This window comes from Stenotrophomonas sp. SMYL20 (assembly GCF_036320045.1).
In the GTDB taxonomy this organism is placed as follows: Bacteria; Pseudomonadota; Gammaproteobacteria; order Xanthomonadales; family Xanthomonadaceae; genus Stenotrophomonas; species Stenotrophomonas maltophilia_A.
The window spans coordinates 114,456-135,504 of sequence record NZ_JAWIRT010000001.1 but is presented as its reverse complement, the minus strand read 5'-3'; the positions used below and the strand labels follow the sequence as shown (position 1 = coordinate 135,504).

The window sequence follows — 21,049 nt, the reverse complement described above, 5'->3', positions numbered from 1 at the left end:
TGCGTTGTCCGGATGGCCGCTTTGAGTGCGCCGCCTGTCCCAGATGACCTGTACGAGCCCCGGCATGTCCGGAAGTGTCCTGTTCGTGGTCCAGGTGTCCCCCTAAATTTACGCCGCCTGCAGACCTGACCACACCGCGCTGGTCTGTGGAACTGACCACCCATACAAGGAATCGAACGTGAAAACCCATATGACCTGGTCATTGGTGCCTCGTCTCAGCGCGCTGGCCATTGCCCTGTCCGCGATGACGGGATGTTCCGATACACCAGAGAGCGGGACGGCAGAAGCCCGCACCGCGTATGTCGCCTCCGTTCGACAGGCTGCTGGCGATCAGCGCGCTTACATCGGCACCGTGCGTGCCACGCAGCGAGGACAGCTGTCCTTCCCGGTCTCCGGAAAGGTCTCCGCGGTACTTGTTGAACCGGGTGACGTTGTACGCAAGGGACAGGTGCTTGCTCGACTGGATCCGGTCCCCTTTGCAGCGCAGGAGGCGTCCGCTGCCGGCGACGTCGCACGCGCGCAGGCCGCACTGGACGAGGTCCAGCGACGCGTCGAGCGACTGGATGTTGCGCAGAAGGCTGATGCGCTCAGCCCGGCGGAGATGACCGCCGCGAAGGCCGAACTGGCGGCTGCGAATGCGGCCGTCCGCAATGCCCGCGCGCAGCACGAGCTCGCCGGCTGGTCGCAAGGCGAAGCCACGCTGAAGGCAACGTTTGACGGAGTCGTGGCTGCCCGAAACGTTGAAGTTGGACAGTCCGTGGGCCCCGGCGCTGTTGCCATCCAGGTCGATGGTGCGGGCCGCGAGCTGTCTGTCGCGATTCCGGGCACAGCTCCCCTGGCTGTTGGGCAGCTGGTCAATCTGATCAGCGGCTCGGACACCGTGGCGAGCAAGGTGCTCCGTGTCGACGGCCGCGTTGATGCAGGCGGCGTGCGTACCGCATACATCGCAGTGCCCGAGGCGGCGACCGTGGGTTCGACCTGGTCGGTCCGGATCACCGGAACGGATACAGGCCCAGCCAGGCTTCAAGTGCCATTTCGGGCTGTTCTGCCGTCTGCCGTTGGCGGCAAGGGCCAGGTGCTTCGGCTGGCAAAGGATGGCAAGACGACTGAGCTGGCGGAGGTAGATCTGGGTCAGTATCACGGTGACTGGATCGAGGTAAGCGGGCAGATTTCCGCCGGCCAGCGCGTCGTGGTTGCGGGTGCCAAGGCCATCCGCCCGGGCACGCAGATCAAGCCTGTCGACATGAAGATGGGATCAGAACAATGAGCCTCTCCTCATTCTCATTGGCGCGTCCCCGCCTGACCCTGCTGGCGATCGTAGCGATCGTCCTCACCGGCCTCATTCTGGCGCTCGACTTCCCGTCCACTGAAGAGCCCCCCATCACCATTCGCACGGCGACGGTACTCAGCTTCATGCCGGGCGCCGGCGTGGACCGGGTCGAGCAGCTGGTCGCTCGCCCGATCGAGGAGAGCATTCGTGGCATGCCGGAGGTCAAGCGGATCCGGACGACTGTCCGTCCAGGCTTTGCGTTCACCTACGTTGATCTCTATCCCACCGTGGAATCGGAGAAAATTCCCATCGTGTGGCAACGGTTGCGCTCACGCATGGGGGACATCCAGAGCCAGCTTCCCGAGGGAACGATTGGCCCGGTCGTGGACGACGAATTCGGTCGGGTTGCGGTGATGACCATGGGCCTGACCGGCGATGGCTATAACGCAGGCGAGCTCCGGGCAGAAGCCCGCCGCCTGCGCGATGAACTGTTCCGGCTGCCCGGGGTGGAACGTGTCTCGCTGCACGGCGTGAGGGACGAGCAGGTCCAGATCATCCTGGACGTGCCTTCCCTGGCTGCGCGTGGGCTCAACCCCAATGTGATTGCCGATGCGGTTTCCAGGCGCAATGTGATTGCGCCGGCGGGCTACGTCGAGATCGGAGGTTCGGAGATTACGCTCAACGTGAGCGGTGACGCCGACAACCCCTCCCAGCTGAAGAGCACGCCGATACCGCTGCCGAAGGGTGGCTCGGTGCCGCTGGGTGCCCTTGCGCGAGTGGAACGGGTGACCCAGGACCCGCCGATGACGGGTGCATTCGTCAATGGCACGCCGGCCGTGGTGATAGCGGTCTCCATGGCGCCAGGACTCAACGTAGTCAGCTTCGCCGATCTGCTGCGCGGCGACGTTGAACGGCTTTCGGAAACGCTGCCGGCCGGCATGCAGCTTGTCCAGATCACGGATCAGGCCGAGGTTGTTTCCACCCAGCTGCTGCGTGTTGCCAAGGTTTTCCTGGAGACCCTGGCCATCGTCATGGCGGTCGTCGTGCTGTTCCTTGGAATGAGGACCGGCCTGATTGTCAGCGCCATCGTGCCGACCACGGTGCTGGGGACGATGGCAATCATGAAGATCCTGAACATCGATCTGCACATGATCTCGGTGGGTGCAATCATCATTGCCCTGGGCCTGTTCGTTGACAACGCGATCGTGGTTGCCGAGGACATGGAGCGGCGGCTCTCGCTGGGTGAGTCGCCGGACCAGGCTGCCGCTCACGCAGGCAGCACGATGTTCGTGCCGCTTCTGGTTTCTTCGCTGGCGATCATCCTCGCGTTCATGCCGCTGGCCATCTCCAGCACGGAAACCGGCGAGTATCTGCGCAGCCTCGGCATCGTGATGGCCATCGCGCTGCTGTTGTCGCTGGTCATCGGCGTTACCCTGATTCCGCTGCTGTGCAAGTACTTTGCCCATCACCATGCCGAACTCAGCCGCACCGCACGCGCGGTCGAGCGGCTGACGGGCTGGTACCGCGGCAAGGTCCGCTGGATCCTGGGGCACAAGGCCATCTACATCGGCGTAATGGTTGCACTGCTGGCAACCTCCGGCTGGTTGTTCACCACCGTCCCCAATGAGCTGATGCCGCCGTCCGAGCGCCATCAGCTGCAGATGGCCATCGAGCTGTCCCCGGATTCCAGTCCGGCCAATACGATGGCGGTTGCTCACCAGATCAGCAAGGTACTGGCCGACGAGAAGCTCGTTCCGGAGATCTCCAGCCACGCCCTGTACATGGGCGATGGTGGCCCACGCTTCATTCTGGCACTCAATCCCCCTACTCCTGCAGGACACCGCGCGTATGCCGTGCTGTCACTTGCGAAGGGCGTCAAGCATGAAGCGGCCATTGAGCGGCTGCGTTCTGTAATGGCTACACACTTCCCTGATGTGCGGGTGGAGCCCAAGCGGTTCTCGATGGGGTCTTCGGATGCCGGCGTAGCGACGTTCCGCATCTCCAGCAGCGACGGCGCACATCGGATTGCCGCCGAGAAGCTGCTGCGCACGCTGCAGGACACGCCGGGGATGGTGGATGTATCCAGCGATGCCGAACGCCAGGTTGTCCAGCTTGATGTGGACGTCGATCAGCCCAAGGCCCAGGCCGCAGGCATCAGCAGCGCGGACATCGCCAAGAGCATGGACATGCTGCTGACCGGCGCAACGATCTCCCGTTATCGTGAGGGCGACACCGTTCTCCCGGTCATCCTCCGCGGAGAGGCGGCACTGCGCACGGATATCGGCCAGCTTGAGGCACTCCCGATCCAGAAGGCGGATGGCAGCGGAAGCGTGCCCCTGGGCCAGGTGGCCAAGCTTCGGTTGGCGCCGCAGCTGTCTTCAATCCAGCGAGTGAACCAGACGCGTGCGGTCACCGTGCTTGCAAAGAGCTCCGAGCTGACGGCCCAGGGGATCGCGGACAAGGTCGAGCCACTTCTTTCCGAATTCCGCAAGCAGGGCGTGCGGGTTGAACTCGGTGGCGAGATCGAAGAGAGCAAGAGTGCCAACGAAGGCATCGAGAAGCTGCTCCCGCTCTGCCTTGCTGCCATGTTCCTGTTGTTCGTATGGCAGTTCGAGAGCATCCGCAAGAGCTTGATCGTCCTGGCGAGCATTCCGTTCGTGGTCATCGGCGCGACCTTGGCACTCAAACTGAGTGGCACCAGCCTGACCTTCATCGGAACACTTGGGCTGCTCGCACTTGCCGGCATCATCGTCAACAACGCGATTCTGCTCATCGATGCGATCGACGAAGGCCAGCGCGATGGCTTGCCTCCTCTCCAGGCTATTGAAGAGGCTGCGGCCAAGCGCCTGCGCCCCATCGTCATGACCAAGATGGTCTGCATTCTCGGCCTTGTCCCGCTGCTGCTGTTTGGCGGTTCCATGTGGACCAGCATGTCGATCGTGATGATCGGCGGCCTCGCCCTTGGAACGCTGATCACGCTGGGTCTCATTCCAGCGCTGTATGCCGCGCTCTACCGCATTCACCCGACCGAGGAGGCATGATCATGGCTATTGGAAATCGAGTTGCCTGCCTGTCGATTGCTGTGCTTGTGGCCCTGTCTTCTGGCTGCGCCTCTGTGGCTCCCAGGACCGAGATCCCTGACGCCGCAGCCCGGCATCATGTGGGCCAGGCCCCCACGCCGGCGGCGCTGGATGCGGATGTCCTGCCCGGGACGCCCAACAGGCAATGGTGGAAGGACTTCTCCGACCCCAACCTGGATGCGCTGGTCAGCCTGGCCATGCGCGGGAATCATGACCTGAAGTCTGCCCTTGCCGCCGTGGTGGAAGCGCGGGCGCTGGCAGGCGCGGCGCGCAAGGACTATCTGCCGAGCGGTGCGCTGCAGGTCAAGGCCGAAGCCATGCAGTCCGCCCAGATCGAAGCGGATCCCTATCGCCAGGATCTTCCCCGGCCGCCTTCCCAGAGGCTGCTGTCCGCTGGACAGATGTTCTCCTGGGAACTGGACCTGTTTGGGCGCATTGGCACCGCCGCAGCCATGGCCGATCGCAAGGCCGATGCCGCGGCGGCTGACGCGAGATCAGCTGCCGCAGTGCTCCAGGCCGAGGTTGCGAAGAACTACTTCCTGCTCAGGATGGACCAGATCAACCTGTCCTCTCTTGAGCGGGAGGTTGAGCTGAGCAAGGCGCGCGTTGTGCGTGTGAAGGCCCGGTATGCGGCCGGGCTGGTCGATCGCAGGGAGGCACTTGCGGTCGAATCCGAACACGCCGAGCTGGTGGCGCAGGAGGCGGCAACCGCTACCCGGCTGCAGGCGGACAGGGCCGCATTGGCGGTTCTTGCAGGCCGCTCGCCGACCGCGCAGGATGACGCCTGGGAGGCGTTGCTGGCCCCGGCTCCACTGCCGGCCCCACCGGATCTTGCATCGCTTGCGCAGCCGACCGACCTCCTGGCGCGGCGGCCGGACGTCGCCAAGGCCGATGCACTCCTGCGAGCAAGCCTTGGCAACGTCGTACTCGCCGAGCGCGCGCACCTTCCGCGCCTCACGCTGAATGTTTTCGGCGGCATCCTTGCACCGTTCGGTTCGCTGGGCGATTCCAGTGCAAAGCGCTTCTCGGCCGGCCCGGAGCTTCAGTGGGAGTGGCTGAGCTTTGGCCGGAAGAAGGCCAGGGAGGAAGCCGCTCGCGCCGGCAGTGATCAGAACTGGCATGCCTTCGAGCAGACCGTGCTGACGGCGCTGAAGGAGAGTGAGGACTCCCTGCATGCGTGGACGAGTTCCCAGGTCAGGATGCAGCAGGCAGTAAATGCCGAGGCACTCAGCAGCAGATCTTCGGCCTATGCCTCTTCCCGCGTGGACGCCGGAATCGAGCCGAAGGATGCCGGCCTGCAGCAGCAGGCGCTGCACGAAAAGGCGCGCAGAGAGCTTGCGGCGGCACAGGCCGGGCTGCTGATGGCCCACGTGCAGGTGCAGCTGGCACTGGGGGCATGGCAGCCCGAGAAGGGGGACCCTGAGATTGAAATCGGCAGGCCCATCGCCTCCCGGAAGAGCGCCGAAAGCGAAGCATCCACGGCGCATCACTGACTGGCCCGAACGGCAACCCGCCAGGCCGTACCGGCCTGGCGGATCGTTCGTCGCCCGCTACATGAGGAAAACTCTCTTGAACGCTACCCACAGTTCGTCCGTGCGTGTGCCCGGCATACTCATCCGCGAAACGGCAGCGCTTATCGTCCGCAATGGCCGGTCTTCGGTGACCGTCAGTGAGATTCTCGAATGCTCGGGCGTCAGCCGTGGCGCGATGTTCCATCACTTCTACTGCAAGCAGGATCTCATTGACGCCACATTCTCGTGCTGGCTGCAGAACTTCAATCATGATGTGGAACGGAGAATGCGTGCCAACGGGCTCCGCCCCGGCGCATTCACCCACGCCTACGTGGAATCGGTGGTCGAGGGCTGCAGGCGGCACGACGTTGCAATGCTCTCGGCCCTGATCATCCGCCTGGACCTGACCCAGGTATCCGCGTCGCAGTGGATCGAGTGGATGAAGAAGAAGCTGGCCACCGAGCCGTCCGAGGCCGACGATCCCGCGCTGAAGTCTGCGCGTCTCGCCGCCGATGGTCTGTGGCTTGGCTCACTGTCCAGCCCTGCCCCAGCCAATGAACCGAAGATCGACATTCAAACGCCGCAGATCCCGGTGCAGCGCTGTGGCCACGGTCCGTCCCATCGCCTTGTCTAAGGACGATCAGGACGCGCGGTCGCGCGCTCATCGAACAGCAGGGATGCAACCGTGCCATGGCTAGAAGAACCAGGGAGGACGCACACGCTACGCGTGAGAGGATCCTCGATGCCGCACTGGTGTGCCTGCTGCGCCATGGGCCCGCCGGCGCCACGCTGGAGCTGATCGCCACCGAGTGCGGCTATTCGCGCGGCGCGATCTACTGGCACTTCGGGTCCCGTCAGAACCTGCTGGGTGAACTTTCCGCGCGAGGGCGGCCAGATGCACCCGAAGGACTGCGGGAAGCCGCCATCCGGCAGTGCAGTGACCCGTTCAAGCTTCTATTTGCGGACCTGGTCAGGGTCTTTGATCACACGCGCCGCACCCCACGCGTTCGCCGAACGGTTGAGCTTCTGCTGCGCTCTGGTGCATCACATGAGCTGGGCGGCATAGGCGACGTGCTCGCGGCGTGCGCGATGCCGGAGGTCCGCATGCTGGAGCTTGTATACCAGCGTGCAGGAGCACTGGGCCAGCTCCGTGAGGGCGTTGATACAGCCACTGCGGCGCGCAGCCTTCATGCGATCGCGGTCGGTGTTCTGCTGGGATCAATCCTGGAGCCCGGCATCCTCGACCTGGAGATGGGCGGGGCACGCACCGTGGAAGACCTGCTCAGGCTGCACATGGCTGTTCCCTTCGCGGACGCCGGAGCGTGGCTCAGCCCATGTGTGGGCTGAGCCGGTTCCTCATCGATCCACTTCGCCGAACACAATGTCGTAGGTGCCAATCATGGCGACGACATCCGCCAGCATGTGGCCCCTGACGATTTCATCCAGAGAAGAGAGATGAGCGAAGCCGGGAGCACGCAGATGCACCCGGAACGGCTTGTTGGCGCCATCGGAGATCAGGTAGCAACCGAACTCGCCCTTGGGCGCCTCGACCGCTGCGTAGGTCTCACCTGCCGGCACCTGGTAGCCTTCGCTGAAGAGCTTGAAGTGATGGATCAGCGCTTCCATGTCGGACTTCATCTCCTGCCGGGACGGCGGCGCCACCTTGAAGTTCTGGACCATCACCGGGCCGGGGTTGGCGCGAAGCCAGTCGACACATTGCCGGATGATGCGGTTGGACTGCCGCATCTCCGCGACCCGGCACAGGTAGCGGTCATAGCAGTCACCGGCGCTGCCGACCGGAATGTCGAAGTCAACGGCATCGTACTTCGCGTAGGGGCGCTTCTTCCTCAGATCCCACGCCACGCCCGAGCCTCTCAGCATCACCCCGGTCATGCCCCAGTCCATGGCCTGCTGTGGGCTCACAACGCCAATGCCCACCGTACGCTGCTTCCAGATTCTGTTGTCGGTGAGCAGGGTTTCGTACTCATCAATGCGGTTCGGGAACTCGCGGGTGAAATTCTCGATGAAATCGAGCAGCGACCCTTCTCTCGCGGCGTTCAGCCGCCGCAGCTCCTTCCCCTTCTTCCAGCGTGACTCCTTGTACTTCGGCATCTGGTCAGGCAGATCACGGTACACGCCGCCGGGCCGGTAATACGTGGCATGCATTCGAGCGCCGGATACCGCCTCGTAGCAGTCCATCAGCTCTTCGCGTTCCCGGAATGCATAGAGCATCACGGCCATGGCGCCCAGGTCCAGCGCGCCGGTTCCGATGTTCATGAGGTGATTGAGGATACGGGTGATCTCATCGAACATCGTGCGGATGTACTGTGCCCTGATGGGCGCCTCGATTCCCAGAAGGGTTTCAATCGCACGTACGTAGGCGTGTTCATTGCACATCATGGATACGTAGTCCAGCCGATCCATGTAGCCGATGGACTGGTTGAAGGGCTTGGACTCCGCCAGCTTTTCGGTACCCCGGTGCAGCAGGCCCACATGCGGATCCGCGCGCACAACGGTCTCGCCATCCATCTCAAGCACAAGGCGCAGTACCCCATGTGCCGCAGGATGTTGGGGGCCGAGGTTCATCACGTAGTTCCGGATCTCGGTATCCCGCCGATCACCGCGCACGGGAGCGGGGCCGCCCGCCGTCGTCCGCTTCATGTTCATCCAATAGCTTCCGTAGACCGAACGCATTCAGCGGAAGTGCTCAATGCTCCAAACGTCGATGCTACTTCGACGTGGAAGGCCGGTTATGGACTGCTTGGTCTGGAATGTGCGTGCGCTGCGCTTCAGCCCACCGCGCCGAGTGCGCGGACCGAACACGCGCCATCGCCTGCGCGAAGCAATTGTTCCTCCAACGCTTCGATCGCAGGCGTCCGCACGGCTGCACTGCGCATCAGCCGGAAGCTCGCTGCGGGGAGCACAGGAAGGCCCAGTCCACTGCCCGCAATCATCAGGCCATCCTGGATGTCATCCTGAAGAGCGACAGTGATGGCGAGCCCGGACTTTGCAGCCGATCGCAGGCCCTGCTGGTTCGCCGAGGTAAAGGTGACGCGCCATTCCAGGCCGGCTTCAACAAGTGCTCCGATGCACACGTCGCGGTGCATGCACGGGCTGGGCGCGAGTGCGAGTGGCAGCGTCTTTTCCGGTTCGTGCTCAAATCCCGAACCGATGGCCCAGACGAAACGTGTCCGCCTCAGAACCGGCCACTCAACGTCCTCCCGCAGGAACAGGTTCACCGCCAGGTCGAGTGTTCCCGCCTGTATCTGTTCGTTCAGCGCCCCATAGGACTCCACGGCCACATCCAGCCGCACCGCGGGGAACCTGCGGGAGAAGCGCGACAGCATTGCGGTCAGCCGGTCGCCGGCATAGGTCTCCGGCACACCCAGGCGCACTGCCCCGGTAACGGGAGCCCTCTGGAACCGGCGAACCAGCAGGCTCTGGGCAGCAAGAATCTGCTCGGCATGTCGCAGGAAGTCTTCGCCGTCTTCGGTGAGTGTCACGCTTCTCGTGGTCCGTTTCAGCAAGGCGCTGCCCGCCTGCTCTTCCAGCTTCCGGATCTGGTGGCTGATGGCGGACTGGCTGAGGTTCATGCGCTCACCCGCCTTGGTGAAGCCGCCGGTCTCTACGACGGCGACAAAGGCGCGCAGCAGGTCGGGGTCAAAGAACACCGGGGCAATCCATGATGAGGATTGATCAATTCTATTAAATCAAATCATTTTTATCATCATGGAAGTCCCTCCAAGATGGCCGCTCACTTGAAACGCGCAGCTGCAGTCGACCCGGCAGTGCGCCAGATCCCGGACCTGCCTGAGGAGACCCATGACTTCCCTTTCATCTGCTGCTCGAGACCGCCTGACGCTTTCTGCGGCGTGCTTGGCTTCCCTGATGTTCGGGCTGGAAATCTCCAGCGTGCCGGTCATCCTGCCGATTCTGGAGACAGAGCTTGGCAGCAGCTTCAGCGGCCTGCAGTGGATCATGAATGCCTACACCCTCGCCTGCACGACGGTGCTGATGGCCGCTGGCGCACTGGCGGATCGGTACGGGCGCAAGCGCATCTTCGTGATCAGCCTGTTGCTGTTCGGCATCACATCCCTGGCCTGCGGTCTTGCTCGAAGCGGAACGGCGTTGATCGTGGCTCGATCGCTGCAGGGTGCGGCGGGAGGCGCAATGCTGGTCTGCGTGTTTACAGTGCTTTCCCATCAGTTCAGTGACTCCGCACAGCGCGCCAAGGCCTTTGGCATCTGGGGCGTGGTCTTTGGCATAGGGCTGGGTTTCGGGCCGGTCATTGGTGCTGGCGTTGTTGTCATCAGCAGCTGGAGCTGGGTGTTCCTGGTGCATGCGCCCCTGGCAGTGGGCGCGACGGCTCTCGCCGTTCTGGGCATCCGGGAATCGTGGGCGCCAAGCCAGCGGAAACTGGACCTTGCAGGAATCGTCTCGCTGTCAGTGGCCGTCTTTTCCTTCACCTGGTACATCACCCAGGGCATTCCTGCAGGCCTTGCAAGCGCCTCTTCCATGGTGGCCGCTCTGGTTGCCGTCATCAGCCTGGCGGTATTCATCGCGGTCGAGCGCAGGGCGCCGGACCCGATGTTCGATTTTTCCATCTTCGGCAACCGGCGCTTCTCGGGCGCATTGCTGGGCTCGATGGGCATGAACTTCAGCTTCTGGCCACTGATGGTGTACCTGCCACTGTTCTTCCAGCACGGACTTGGCTACTCAAGCATCGCGACCGGCCTGTCTGTTCTGGCATACACATTGCCGTCGCTGCTGCTGCCGCCTTACGGCGAGCGTCTCGCTGTGCGCTTCGGGCCTGAGCGCGTGATCCCCGCTGGGATGTTTGCCATGGGCGGCGGGATGCTCATGATGGCGATCGGTGCAGGCGCGGAGAACGCGAGCTGGTTGACCCTGCTGCCAGGCTGCATTCTTGCGGGCTCGGGCCTGGGCGTGATCAATACGCCCGTCACCAACACGACGACCAGTTCCGTGCCCAGCGATCGCGCCGGCATGGCATCCGGCATGGACACCAGCGCCAGATTCATCAGCCTGGCCATCAACATCGCGGTGGTGGGGTTGATTCTGGTGAAAGGTACCTACTACGCACTTGAAACGAACCTGCCCGGCGGTGACCCTTCGCATCTGCGGTCGCTTGCGGAGGGATTGTCCGCAGGTACTGCGCACCTGGATGAGCTGGCGGCCACTGGCCAGGCAGTGTCCCTTGACGTAGCGCATCAGTCGCTGCTTTTCGGCTACCGACTGGCCATGGTTTACGCGGGCGCTTGTGCCTGTGCCCTGGCCGTTGTCAGTGCGCTTACGTTCCGGGGCGGTCATCCCGGGATCACATCGTCCGCCAGGAATCGAAACTGCCAGACGACATCTGAGGATTGAGCTGAACATGCTGCGCCCAAGCGTGCGACGCCTGTTCGTAAAACCGGCCACGATCATCGGCGGAATGGGGCCGGGCGAAGGAGCAGCCATGACCTACATGTACGCGAGGGTATCCATCGATGGACGGCCGCAAACAGCCGCGAGGTCATCGCAAGGCCGTTGATCCCCTCACCACGCACCGGCCGGTCATCACCAGCCGGCGTACCGGCAGCTCCGGCGCGCGCAGGCGCTCAAGCAACAGCGACATCGCTGCGCGCCCCATCTCTTCGACCGGCTGTTCGATCACGGTGATGCCCGGTTCGACCAGCTCGGTCCAGCGTTCGTTGTCAAAACCCGCCAGCGCCAGCGCGTCCGGAATTGCCAGACCTGCACTGCGGGCGGCCTTCAACGCTCCCATGAGCAGCAGGCTGTTGCTGGCGACCAGCGCCTCCGGCCGCGATGGGCCGGCCAGCCACTGATCGACCGTTGCAATGGCCGCTTCAGCCGTGGGCTCAACCTCGCGGTAATCCGGCTGAAGCCCATGTGTACGCATCGCAGCGAGATAGCCGTCGCGACGTTCGGCCGCCGTGGTGCTGGTGCTGCCGAACAGGCCGCCGATGCGGCGATAGCCGCGCGCGACCAGATGCTCGACCAGGCCCGCCATCGCGGCCGGATTGTCGAGCACCACGCTGTCGATCGATCCGCCGGGTGCGGCGCGGTCCACCAGCACCGTGGGATAGTCCAGTGTGAGCCGCTCCAGCCGGCCCACCGTGGTCCGGGTGGGCGCGAAGATCAGTCCACTGATGCGCTCCTCGTGCATCAACTGCAGATACAGCGCCTCGCGCTCGGGGTCCTCGTCGGTGTTGCAGAGGGTGACGCGCAGGCCTTCGCGATAGGCAACCTCCTCCACCGCTCGGATCAGCGCCGTGAAGAACGGGTTGCGGATGTCCGCCACGATCAGCCCGATGATGCCGGTGTGCCGGGCACGCAGGCGCCGTGCCTGCAGGTTGGGGTGATAGCCGGTCTGGCGGATCGCCGCCTCCACCCGGCCACGCACGGCCTCGCTGACCGGGCCGCCGCCGAGCACGCGCGACACCGTGGACTTGGAGACCCCCGCCACGCGCGCGACGTCGTTGATGCTGATGCTCATTGGAACCGTTCCCGGAAACTGTCGCTGTTCGAGGCCGGATGGCCATTCAGGGCAATGCTAACGCCAAAGGACTATTGGCTTTTTGTGCAGTGCACATTGAAATGAAGACTGGGAACGTTCCCAATACGCCACAGCACCCCCTTCCCGGAGCCCACCTTGCAGCCCTTGACCTCCCCAGCCCCCGTCAGCCGGGAACTGATCCGCCTGGATGCGCGGGCGCTCGACAAGGCCGACGCCATCGCCCAGGTGGCGCAGATGCTGGTCGCCGCCGGCTGCGTTGCGCCGGCTTACGAGGCCAGCATGGGGCGTCGCGAGGCGTTGGCGAACACCTTCCTCGGCCACGGCGTGGCCATTCCGCACGGGCTGGGCGAGGACCGCCACCTGGTGCGCCGCGATGGCATTGCCGTGTTGCAGTTTCCGGAAGGCGTGGAGTGGAATCCGGGCCAGGTCACCCGCCTGGTGGTCGGCATTGCCGCCCAGTCCGATACCCACATCACCCTGCTGCGCCGGCTGACCCGACTGATCCAGGATGACGCAACGCTGCAGCGCCTGTTCACCACTGCAGATGCGAGCGAGATCATCAGCGCGTTGGCCGGCGATGTTGCGACCACGGCCCCCAATGTGCCGGTGACTGACCTGGCCGACCGTTTCGACTGGACCATCGCCTATCCCAACGGGCTGCACGCACGCCCGGCCACGCGCTGGGCCGAAACAGCGCGCGGCTTCGCGGCCCGCGCACAGGTCCGAGCGGGCGATCAGGCTGCCGATGCCAAGAGCCTGGTGGCGCTGCTGCAGCTCGGGTTGCGCCATGGCGACGCGGTCAGCGTGTCTGCTGAGGGCGCCGATGCCCCTGCCTTGCTGGCCGCGCTGCGCAAGGTCATGGACGGGCTGGTGGCACAGGAAAGGGCCGATGCCGAGCGCGCGGCGCAGCGCAAGGCCGCGCCGGTTGCGGGCTGGAATCCGCCCGACGCACAGGCGGCGATCGTCGGCATCGGCGCCAGCCCAGGCCTGGCGATCGGCCCGGTGCATGTGCTGGCCAGCACGCATGCCGACGTTGCTGACCGCCCCACCCCGCTCGGCGAAGGCGGCGCACGCCTGCAGGAGGCGCTCAGCCGCACCCGCCAGCAGCTGGCTGCACTGCAGGACGACACCCAGCGTCGGCTCGGCGCCTCGGATGCGGCAATCTTCAAGGCGCAGGCCGCGCTGCTCGACGACACCGATCTGATTACCCGTACCTGCCAGCTGATGGTCGAAGGCCATGGCGTTGCATGGTCCTGGCACAAGGCCATCGAGCAGATCGCCTCCGGGCTGGCTGCCCTGGGCAACCCGGTGTTGGCCGCGCGCGCCGCCGACCTGCGTGACGTGGGCCGGCGCGTACTGGCACAGCTTGATCCGTCCGCGGCGGGTGGCGGCCTTGCCGACCTGCCTGCACATCCTTGCATCCTGCTCGCTGCTGATCTGTCGCCCTCCGACACGGCCAACCTCGATACCGGTCGCGTGCTTGGCCTCGCCACCGCGCTGGGCGGGCCGACCTCGCACACCGCGATCCTCTCGCGCACGCTGGGCCTGCCGGCGCTGGTCGCCGCGGGCGCGGAGCTGCTGGCGATCAGCCCGGGCCGCGAGGCGATCATCGATGGCAGCAGCGGGCGCCTCTATCTGTCTCCGTCCGAGGCCGATCTCGCCTCGGCCCGTGCGTGGATCGCCGAACAGCAGCAGATTCGCGAGCGTGAAGCGGCGCAACGCGCGCAGCCGGCACAGACCCCTGACGGCCACCGCATCGACATCGGCGCCAACGTCAACCTGCCCGAGCAGGTGCCGCTGGCACTGGAGCAGGGCGCGGAAGGCGTCGGCCTGATGCGCACCGAATTCCTGTTCCTCGAGCGCGGGAGCACGCCCAGCGAGGATGAGCAGTACGCCACGTACGTGGCGATGGCCAAGGCACTCGACGGCCGCCCGCTGATCGTGCGCGCGCTCGATATCGGTGGCGACAAGCAGGTCGCTCACCTGGAGCTGCCACGCGAGGAAAATCCGTTCCTCGGCGTGCGTGGCGCGCGCCTGCTGCTGCGCCGCCCCGACCTGCTGGAACCACAGCTGCGTGCGCTGTATCGCGCGGCGAAGGACGGCGCACGCCTGTCCATCATGTTTCCGATGATCACCTCGGTGCCCGAGCTGATCGCACTGCGCGCCATCTGCGAACGGTTGCGCGCCGCGCTTGAGGCACCCGACGTGCCGATCGGGATCATGATTGAAGTCCCTGCCGCAGCAGCCCAGAGCGATGTACTGGCGCGCCATGCCGACTTCTTCTCGATCGGCACCAACGACCTGACCCAGTACGTGCTGGCGATCGACCGCCAGAACCCGGAACTCGCCGCCGAGGCCGACAGCCTGCACCCGGCCGTGCTGCGCGCGATCCGCGCCACGGTGGAAGGCGCACGCCTGCATGGGCGCTGGGTTGGGGTCTGCGGCGGCCTGGCGGGGGATCCCTTTGGCGCAATGCTGCTGGCCGGCCTGGGCGTGGACGAACTGTCGATGACCCCGAACGACATCCCAGCGGTGAAGGCACGCCTGCGTGGCAACGCGATGGCCGATCTGCAAGCGCTGGCCACTACCGCGCTGGACTGCGAAACCGCAGAGCAGGTGCGCGCCCTTGATGGAGCGCGCGCGTGAGCGCCCGTGCCGTCACCATTACCCTGAACCCGGCGATCGACCAGACCGTGCGGCTGGCGCACCTGCAACCGGGTCACGTGCATCGCGCCCGCAGTTCCCGCGACGACGCCGGTGGCAAGGGCATCAACGTGGCCGCCTGCCTGGCCGATTGGGGCGTGCCGACCACCGCGATGGGCGTGCTCGGCAATGGCAACGGCGGCGTGTTCAGCGCGTTGTTCGCCGAGCGCGGCATCGCAGACGCTTGCCTGCGCATTGCGGGCCGCACCCGCACCAACATCAAGCTGGTCGAAGAGGCCAACGGCGAGACCACCGACATCAACCTGCCCGGCCTGTCACTGCGTGATGCCGATCTGGACGCGGTATCGCGCCGACTCGACGCCCTGCTCCAGCCGGACCTGCCGGTGGTGCTGTCCGGCAGCCTGCCGTCCGGGCTGCCAGCCGATGCATGGGCGAGACTGCAGGCGCAGGCGAGCGCCGCCGGTGCGCGCGTACTGCTCGATACCAGTGGCGACGCGCTGGCCGCCGCATTGAGCGGCGCACAGGGCGCACTGCCCTACGCGATCAAGCCCAACCGCCACGAACTGGAGGCTTGGACCGGTACGCCGCTGCCGGATCGCAGCGCCCTGCGGGCCGCAGGCCACGCCTTGGTTGAACGCGGAGTTGCGCTTGTGGCGATCTCGATGGGCGCCGACGGCGCGTTGTTCATTGATCGCAGCGGCGCCCTGATCGCGCGACCGCCGCGACTGGCACGCGGCAGCACGGTCGGTGCTGGCGATGCCATGGTCGCCGGCATTGCCGCCGCCTTGCTGGAGCCCTCCCTGGATCTGACGGGTTGCGCCCGATTGGCGACGGCGTTCTCGATGAGCCGGCTGGAGAGCGGCGACGCGCGACGACTGGACCCGGCGCAGGTGCGCGCGTGGACCGGCGATGTACTGATCGAGCGGTTGGATTGAAACCCCTGCAGAGGGAGCTGCGGCTGGCCCGCCCCCTCCTGCAAGGACGAACCCGAAGAATTCCAGGAGCGCCCATGCAAGCTTCCACCGTAGTCATCGCCGCCGGCGAACGCAGCATCGAGGCGGTTCTTGCCGCCGAAGCGCTGCGCCGCGCCGCCCGCCAGCAAGGCGCTGAACTGGCGATCGAAATTCGCAGCGACCAGGGCGTGACCGGGGCACTGCCCGCCACGCAGGCCGCCGCCGCAACGCAGCTGCTGCTGGTGGGTGACGGCGAGGCGGATGCCGCGCGCTTCGGCAGCGCCCAGATCGTACGCGCCAGCCTCGGTGAGGTGCTGGACGACCCGCTTGCCGTGCTGGCGCAGCTTGCCGCGACGTCCGGAACCGCGCCCGCCCCGGACGCCAGCAAGCACATCGTCGCCGTTACCTCCTGCCCGACCGGCATCGCCCACACGTTCATGGCGGCCGAAGGCCTGCAGCAAGCCGCCAAGGCATTGGGCCACGCGATCCGGGTGGAAACCCAGGGCTCGGTCGGCGCGCAGGACGCATTGAGCGACGAAGAAGTCGCTGCCGCCGACCTGGTGCTGATCGCCGCCGACCGCGAAGTCGATCTGTCACGCTTTGCTGGCAAACGCCTGTTCAAGAGCGGCACCAAGCCGGCGATCAATGACGGCCAGAGCCTGATCCGCAAGGCGCTGGCCGAGGCCAGCGTGCAGGCGGGTACGGCGGCTTCAGGCCGCACCACCGAAAAGGCCAAGGTCACCGGTCCCTACAAGCACCTGATGACCGGCGTGTCGTTCATGCTGCCGTTCGTCACTGCCGGTGGCCTGCTGATCGCACTGGCGTTCGCGCTCGGCGGCATCTATGCCTTCGACGATGCACACAAGGGCACGCTGGCTTGGTCGCTGTTCCAGATCGGCGCCAAGTCCGGCTTCATGTTGATGGTGCCGGCGCTGGCCGGTTACATCGCCTACTCCATCGCCGATCGCCCGGGTATCGCGCCGGGCATGATCGGCGGACTGGTGGCAGTCAACATGGATGCGGGCTTCATCGGCGGCATCCTGGCCGGCTTCATCGCCGGCTACGGTGTGCACTGGATCAATCGTGCGCTGCGCCTGCCGCGCAGCCTGGAAGGCCTCAAGCCGGTGTTGATCCTGCCGGTGCTGGGCACGCTGCTGGTCGGCTTGCTGATGATGTATGTGATCGGCACCCCGGTCGCCGGACTGCTGGCCTGGCTGACCGACTGGTTGCGCGGCATGCAGGGCAGCAGCGCGATCCTGCTCGGCCTGCTGCTGGGCGGAATGATGGCGGTGGACATGGGCGGGCCGGTCAACAAGGCCTCCTATGCATTCTCCACCGCACTGATCTCCAGCCAGGTCTATACGCCGATGGCCGCGACGATGATCGGCGGCATGACGCCGCCGCTGGGCATCGCACTGGCAACGTGGCTGTTCAGCAACCGCTTCACTGCCGAGGAGCGTGGCACGGCCGGTGCCGCGGGCGTGCTCGGCCTCAGCTTCGTGACCGAGGGTGCGATCCCCTACGCCGCACGCGATCCGCTGCGCACCATTCCAGCGCTGATCCTTGGCTCTGCCGTGGCCGGTGCGATCTCGATGGCCGCAGGCGTCGAGCTGAAGGTGCCGCACGGCGGGGTGTTCGTGCTGCCGATCCCGAATGCGGTCACCCACCTTGGCATCTACCTGATAGCGCTGGTGGCCGGCGTGGCCGTCACCGCGGTCGCGCTGCGCGTCCTCAAGAAGCCGGTCACGGCTCCCACCCTGTAAAAGGAACCTCGCCCATGATCTGCTCTTCCCGCCGCCTGTTGCCGGTAGCGATCCTGCTGGCCCTGCCGTCCGTGGCCGCAGCCGCCGGCACGAGCGACGTTTTCACCCCCAAGCTGGCGTACACCGGTGAAGCAGCTGCCACGCTCGACGGCGGCAAGCGCAGCGGCACGGCGTATGCCGGCCAGCTGATGTTCGGCGCCGACGTGAACCTGGATGCTGCGTTTGGATGGCGGGGCGCGACGATCAAGGCCTACGGTATCAACCGCCATGGCACCAACCTGGCCAACAGCAGCACTGGCAACAGCACCTCGGTGCAGGAAATCTACGGCGGCCAGGGCACGCGCCTGGCCAACCTGACGCTTGAACAGAAACTGCTGAACGACCGATTGGTGCTGGAAGCCGGGCGCAGCGTGGCCAACATCCATCACCTCGGTTCGGAGCTGTGCCAGTACTTCCAGGGTAATTCGGCCTGCGGCAACCCGACCTACGTGTTCCGCACCAGCAATTTCACCTGGTGGCCGGTATCGAGCTGGATGGCCGATGCCACGGCCTGGGTGACGCCCGATGTCTATGTGCGCGTCGGTGCCTACCAGGTCGACCCCAGCCAGGCCGAGGACGGCCAGCACGGCCTGAAATGGAGTACCAGTCAGGCCACCGGCTGGATCGTGCCCTATACGCTCGGTTGGCGCAGCCCTGCTTCGGCACGACTGAAAGCCCGCTACGAACTCGGTGGCTGGCAGGACAACTCGACCTATCTGGATCCGCTGCGCGATGCCAACGGCGCCCCGGCGCTGCTCAGCGGCCAGGACTATGCGAACCGCCGTGGCCGTTCCGGGGTGTTCGCCCGCTTCGAGCAGCAACTCACCGGGGATGGTGCCGGGCGCGGCCTGACCCTGTTCGGTGCGGCGCTCAAGGGCACCTCCGGCCAGTTGATCGAGGATCATTTCCTGCAGGCGGGCGTGGTGCAGAAAGGCACGTTCGCCGGCCGGCCGCAGGACAGCATCGCTTTCGTTGTGACCCAGCAGAAGTACAGCGGCATCGCCTTGGAGAACCTGCGCCTTGCCCGCGCCGCGGCAGGCGGTAGCGGCACGCCGCACGGGAGCCAGGTCATGATGGAACTGAGCTATGGCATCCAGCTCACCCCGCAGCTCCGGATCGCACCGAACCTGCACTACATCGTGCATCCGGACCAGTTCAACGAACCTGCCCGCCAGCGGGACCTGCCGAATGCGTTGATCGCCGGCATGCGGGTTGATTGGAGCCTGTAGGGACATGGGGTGCCGGCCAGCAGTCGGCACTACCCTCCCGGGCTATTAATGTGATGCATCACGGCGGAGTGGGATTCAGCCTGCGACCTCCAGCCCCTTCCCCGCTGCGTCCAGTCGCAACGAGGCCAGATAGCGGCAGTACTTGCCGATGAAGAGGCCGGTGAATCCGCCTGCCAGCAGCAGGTAGGCGGCGCTGAAGCCGGCGTTGGCGGTCAGCGACGGCGACACCGCAAATGCGACTTCGAAGCCGTACTTCACCAGGAAGGTGATCAGCAGCAGCGGCAGCAGGCTGAAGTCCGCGTTGCGCCAGAGCTTTCCGGTAGCGCCATCCAGGGTCAGCTTCACGTGGCCCAGCAGCAGCCATCCCAGTGCTGCCCCGGTGCCGATGCCGACCAACCACTCGCCCCAGGCGGTCAGCGAGGCGCCGAAGCGATGACTGATCGACCACGCGCCCCACACGGCGAACAGGACGGGCACGATCGCCAGCTTCTGTAACGAAGTCTCACCCGGTTTCATGGCGGCGATGCCACGCGTGACCAGGAACGCCAGGAGCAGCCAGACCCAGATCGGCGTCTGCGTGGTGAGTTGCTGGAGCATGTTCATGAGCGGTCGCCTTGGTGGTTGGTGGCGAGGTGCCCTCGCCTTGGCGCCCACTATTCGCTTCCGCCCGGGTTGCAGCCAGTGACAGCTGTCAGTCTTCGGGTGTTACTGGGCGGTAATCGGGCGCACTCAGGACGCTCTCGATCCAACCCACATAGCGCGATACCCGAACGTTGTGCACCACCTGCCCGTAGAAGCCGGCCTCAAGGGCATGCTCGGGAACCGCGGTGATCCAGGAGCCCAGCCCCACCAGCTGCCAGACGCCGTGATCCTTGATCAGCAATGGGCCGCCGCTGTCCCCGTTACCGAGCACACCTTCAAGCGGCAGGCCCTGTGGCGGGGCATCGAACCGATACCAGAGATAGCGATCATTGCCGCCGGTAATCGCGTTGTATGCCCGCCGCAGCGTAGTGCGATGCGGTCCGCCCGGCACCAGTCCCATCGCACCATTGCCAGTGGCGCCCTTCCCGATCAAGGCGGCGATCTGCGTGACCTCGGCGCTGCCGCGATACAGCGCCACGGGCTGCACGTCGCTCACTGGGGCTGTGAGCCTGATCAGCGCAATGTCATCCGATCCGGCCAGGAACGCGTGGATCTTCGCCGGGCTTCCCGTTGCCATAGCCTCCTTGCCCAATGCGTCAGGCATTCTGCTGTAGCCGGGGTGCACGAACACGCGCTCCACGCCGTAGTCCCTGCCGTTGATGGCGATGGTCAGCCCCATCCCTTCCATCGGTGCGGCATGCGCTGCCGTCAGCACCCACTGTGGGGCGATCAGAACGCCCTGCCCTTCACCCGGCATGTCGGCCAGGGCGGGAAATTCTGATCCCTCGATCCGGTAGCGGGCATCGTCCACGTCGTGGCGGATGACCACGGCCCCGGCAGCGAGCGGCAGCGCGGCAAGCGCGAGGAACAGCCAGCGGATCATGGGGGCCTTCATCCTTGCGGTCAGTCGCTGCAGCCTAGCCGAACACCTCCCGCGAAGGGAAAACGTCCGACCAACCTCACGTGTTCGACGACGAATGCCGCAGAACCGGCTACGAAACCGGGGCGGCCACGGGCCTTTAACAGCCTGCCTCTATGCTGGGACCTCATTGCAGACCCACGAGGTATGACCATGACCAAGCTGCGCACCCTGATGTTGACCGGCTGCCTGTTGGCACTGAGCCCCCTGGCCTCCGCCGAGAGCGTGAACCTGACCAACAGCGCCGACGGCGCCAATCGCGATGCGGGCATCGCGGCGGTCAAGAAGAAGCTGCAGGACGCGTGCACCGACCGCAAGGGCTCGCCCGATGCGGCTTCCTTCGAGGTGGTCTTCGAGAAGACCAGCGAGAACCCAAACGTACCCAAGCCGTACTACGTGGACGGCAAGATGAAGTGCGAACTGCCGGGCTGAAGGGCCCAGCCA

At 65.4% G+C, this 21,049-nt stretch carries 16 protein-coding genes; 11 read left to right on the top strand and 5 right to left on the bottom strand.

Translation table 11 applies throughout. The features are described 5' to 3' along the window. The first annotated feature begins 178 nt into the window (after positions 1-178). The 5 genes from V3B48_RS00570 (at position 179) to V3B48_RS00550 (ending at position 7,208) form a co-directional block, all read left to right on the top strand. Entirely contained in the window at positions 179-1,267 is a 1,089-nt protein-coding gene (locus V3B48_RS00570) for an efflux RND transporter periplasmic adaptor subunit (RefSeq protein WP_256200921.1), read from the top strand. Further along, positions 1,264-4,311: an efflux RND transporter permease subunit gene (locus V3B48_RS00565; protein WP_121503300.1), complete on the top strand. Its 3,048-nt coding sequence runs from the start codon at positions 1,264-1,266 to the stop codon at positions 4,309-4,311. Before V3B48_RS00570 ends, V3B48_RS00565 begins: the two co-directional genes overlap by 4 nt. Then, positions 4,308-5,843, top strand: a complete 1,536-nt coding sequence (locus V3B48_RS00560) for a TolC family protein (protein ID WP_329892946.1) — start codon at positions 4,308-4,310, stop codon at positions 5,841-5,843. The genes V3B48_RS00565 and V3B48_RS00560 overlap by 4 nt, the downstream gene beginning before the upstream one ends. A 100-nt stretch (positions 5,844-5,943) precedes the next feature. Continuing rightward, positions 5,944-6,495: a TetR/AcrR family transcriptional regulator gene (locus V3B48_RS00555; RefSeq protein WP_329892945.1), complete on the top strand. Its 552-nt coding sequence runs from the start codon at positions 5,944-5,946 to the stop codon at positions 6,493-6,495. Between the two features lie 56 nt (positions 6,496-6,551). Further along, positions 6,552-7,208: a TetR family transcriptional regulator gene (locus V3B48_RS00550; protein WP_329892944.1), complete on the top strand. Its 657-nt coding sequence runs from the start codon at positions 6,552-6,554 to the stop codon at positions 7,206-7,208. A 9-nt stretch (positions 7,209-7,217) separates the two neighbouring features. On the opposite strand, the gene V3B48_RS00545 is transcribed toward V3B48_RS00550, so the two are convergent. Further along, on the bottom strand, positions 7,218-8,522 hold the full coding sequence (locus tag V3B48_RS00545) for an NADH-quinone oxidoreductase subunit D (protein ID WP_049401595.1): 1,305 nt from the start codon (positions 8,520-8,522) through the stop codon (positions 7,218-7,220). A gap of 128 nt (positions 8,523-8,650) precedes the next feature. Further along, complete coding sequence (locus tag V3B48_RS00540; protein WP_121503304.1) at positions 8,651-9,532, bottom strand: LysR family transcriptional regulator; 882 nt, start codon at positions 9,530-9,532, stop codon at positions 8,651-8,653. 151 nt (positions 9,533-9,683) lie between these two features. Here V3B48_RS00540 and V3B48_RS00535 point away from each other — a divergent pair, with 151 nt between their 5' ends. After that, complete coding sequence (locus tag V3B48_RS00535; protein ID WP_329892943.1) at positions 9,684-11,246, top strand: MFS transporter; 1,563 nt, start codon at positions 9,684-9,686, stop codon at positions 11,244-11,246. Between the two features lie 145 nt (positions 11,247-11,391). Here V3B48_RS00535 and V3B48_RS00530 read toward each other — a convergent pair whose 3' ends face one another. Continuing rightward, positions 11,392-12,375 carry a LacI family DNA-binding transcriptional regulator gene (locus V3B48_RS00530; RefSeq protein WP_110712379.1) on the bottom strand — a complete coding sequence of 328 codons (984 nt, stop codon included), beginning with the start codon at positions 12,373-12,375 and terminating at the stop codon, positions 11,392-11,394. Positions 12,376-12,531: 156 nt separating this feature from the next. On the opposite strand from V3B48_RS00530, the gene ptsP reads away from it, so the two are divergent. From ptsP to V3B48_RS00510, 4 genes are all read left to right on the top strand, one after another. Next, positions 12,532-15,042: a phosphoenolpyruvate--protein phosphotransferase gene (ptsP, locus tag V3B48_RS00525; RefSeq protein WP_329892942.1), complete on the top strand. Its 2,511-nt coding sequence runs from the start codon at positions 12,532-12,534 to the stop codon at positions 15,040-15,042. Next, positions 15,039-15,995 (top strand): 1-phosphofructokinase, encoded by a 957-nt coding sequence (gene pfkB, locus V3B48_RS00520; protein ID WP_329892941.1) that lies wholly within the window; start codon positions 15,039-15,041, stop codon positions 15,993-15,995. The genes ptsP and pfkB overlap by 4 nt, the downstream gene beginning before the upstream one ends. A 74-nt stretch (positions 15,996-16,069) precedes the next feature. Then, positions 16,070-17,776, top strand: coding sequence for a fructose-specific PTS transporter subunit EIIC (locus tag V3B48_RS00515; RefSeq protein WP_329892940.1), 1,707 nt, complete (start codon positions 16,070-16,072; stop codon positions 17,774-17,776). 14 nt (positions 17,777-17,790) lie between these two features. After that, the gene (locus V3B48_RS00510; protein WP_329892939.1) at positions 17,791-19,044 is read left to right on the top strand and encodes a carbohydrate porin; all 1,254 of its coding nucleotides are present in this window, start codon (positions 17,791-17,793) and stop codon (positions 19,042-19,044) included. A 75-nt stretch (positions 19,045-19,119) separates the two neighbouring features. Here the strand turns inward: V3B48_RS00510 and V3B48_RS00505 are convergent, their stop codons facing one another. Next, complete coding sequence (locus V3B48_RS00505; RefSeq protein WP_329892938.1) at positions 19,120-19,647, bottom strand: DUF6622 family protein; 528 nt, start codon at positions 19,645-19,647, stop codon at positions 19,120-19,122. A gap of 88 nt (positions 19,648-19,735) precedes the next feature. Then, entirely contained in the window at positions 19,736-20,569 is an 834-nt protein-coding gene (locus tag V3B48_RS00500; protein ID WP_329892937.1) for a trypsin-like serine protease, read from the bottom strand. A gap of 189 nt (positions 20,570-20,758) precedes the next feature. Between V3B48_RS00500 and V3B48_RS00495 the strand changes: the two genes are divergently transcribed. Then, positions 20,759-21,037, top strand: a complete 279-nt coding sequence (locus V3B48_RS00495; protein WP_329892936.1) for a hypothetical protein — start codon at positions 20,759-20,761, stop codon at positions 21,035-21,037. The last annotated feature ends 12 nt before the right edge of the window (positions 21,038-21,049 follow it).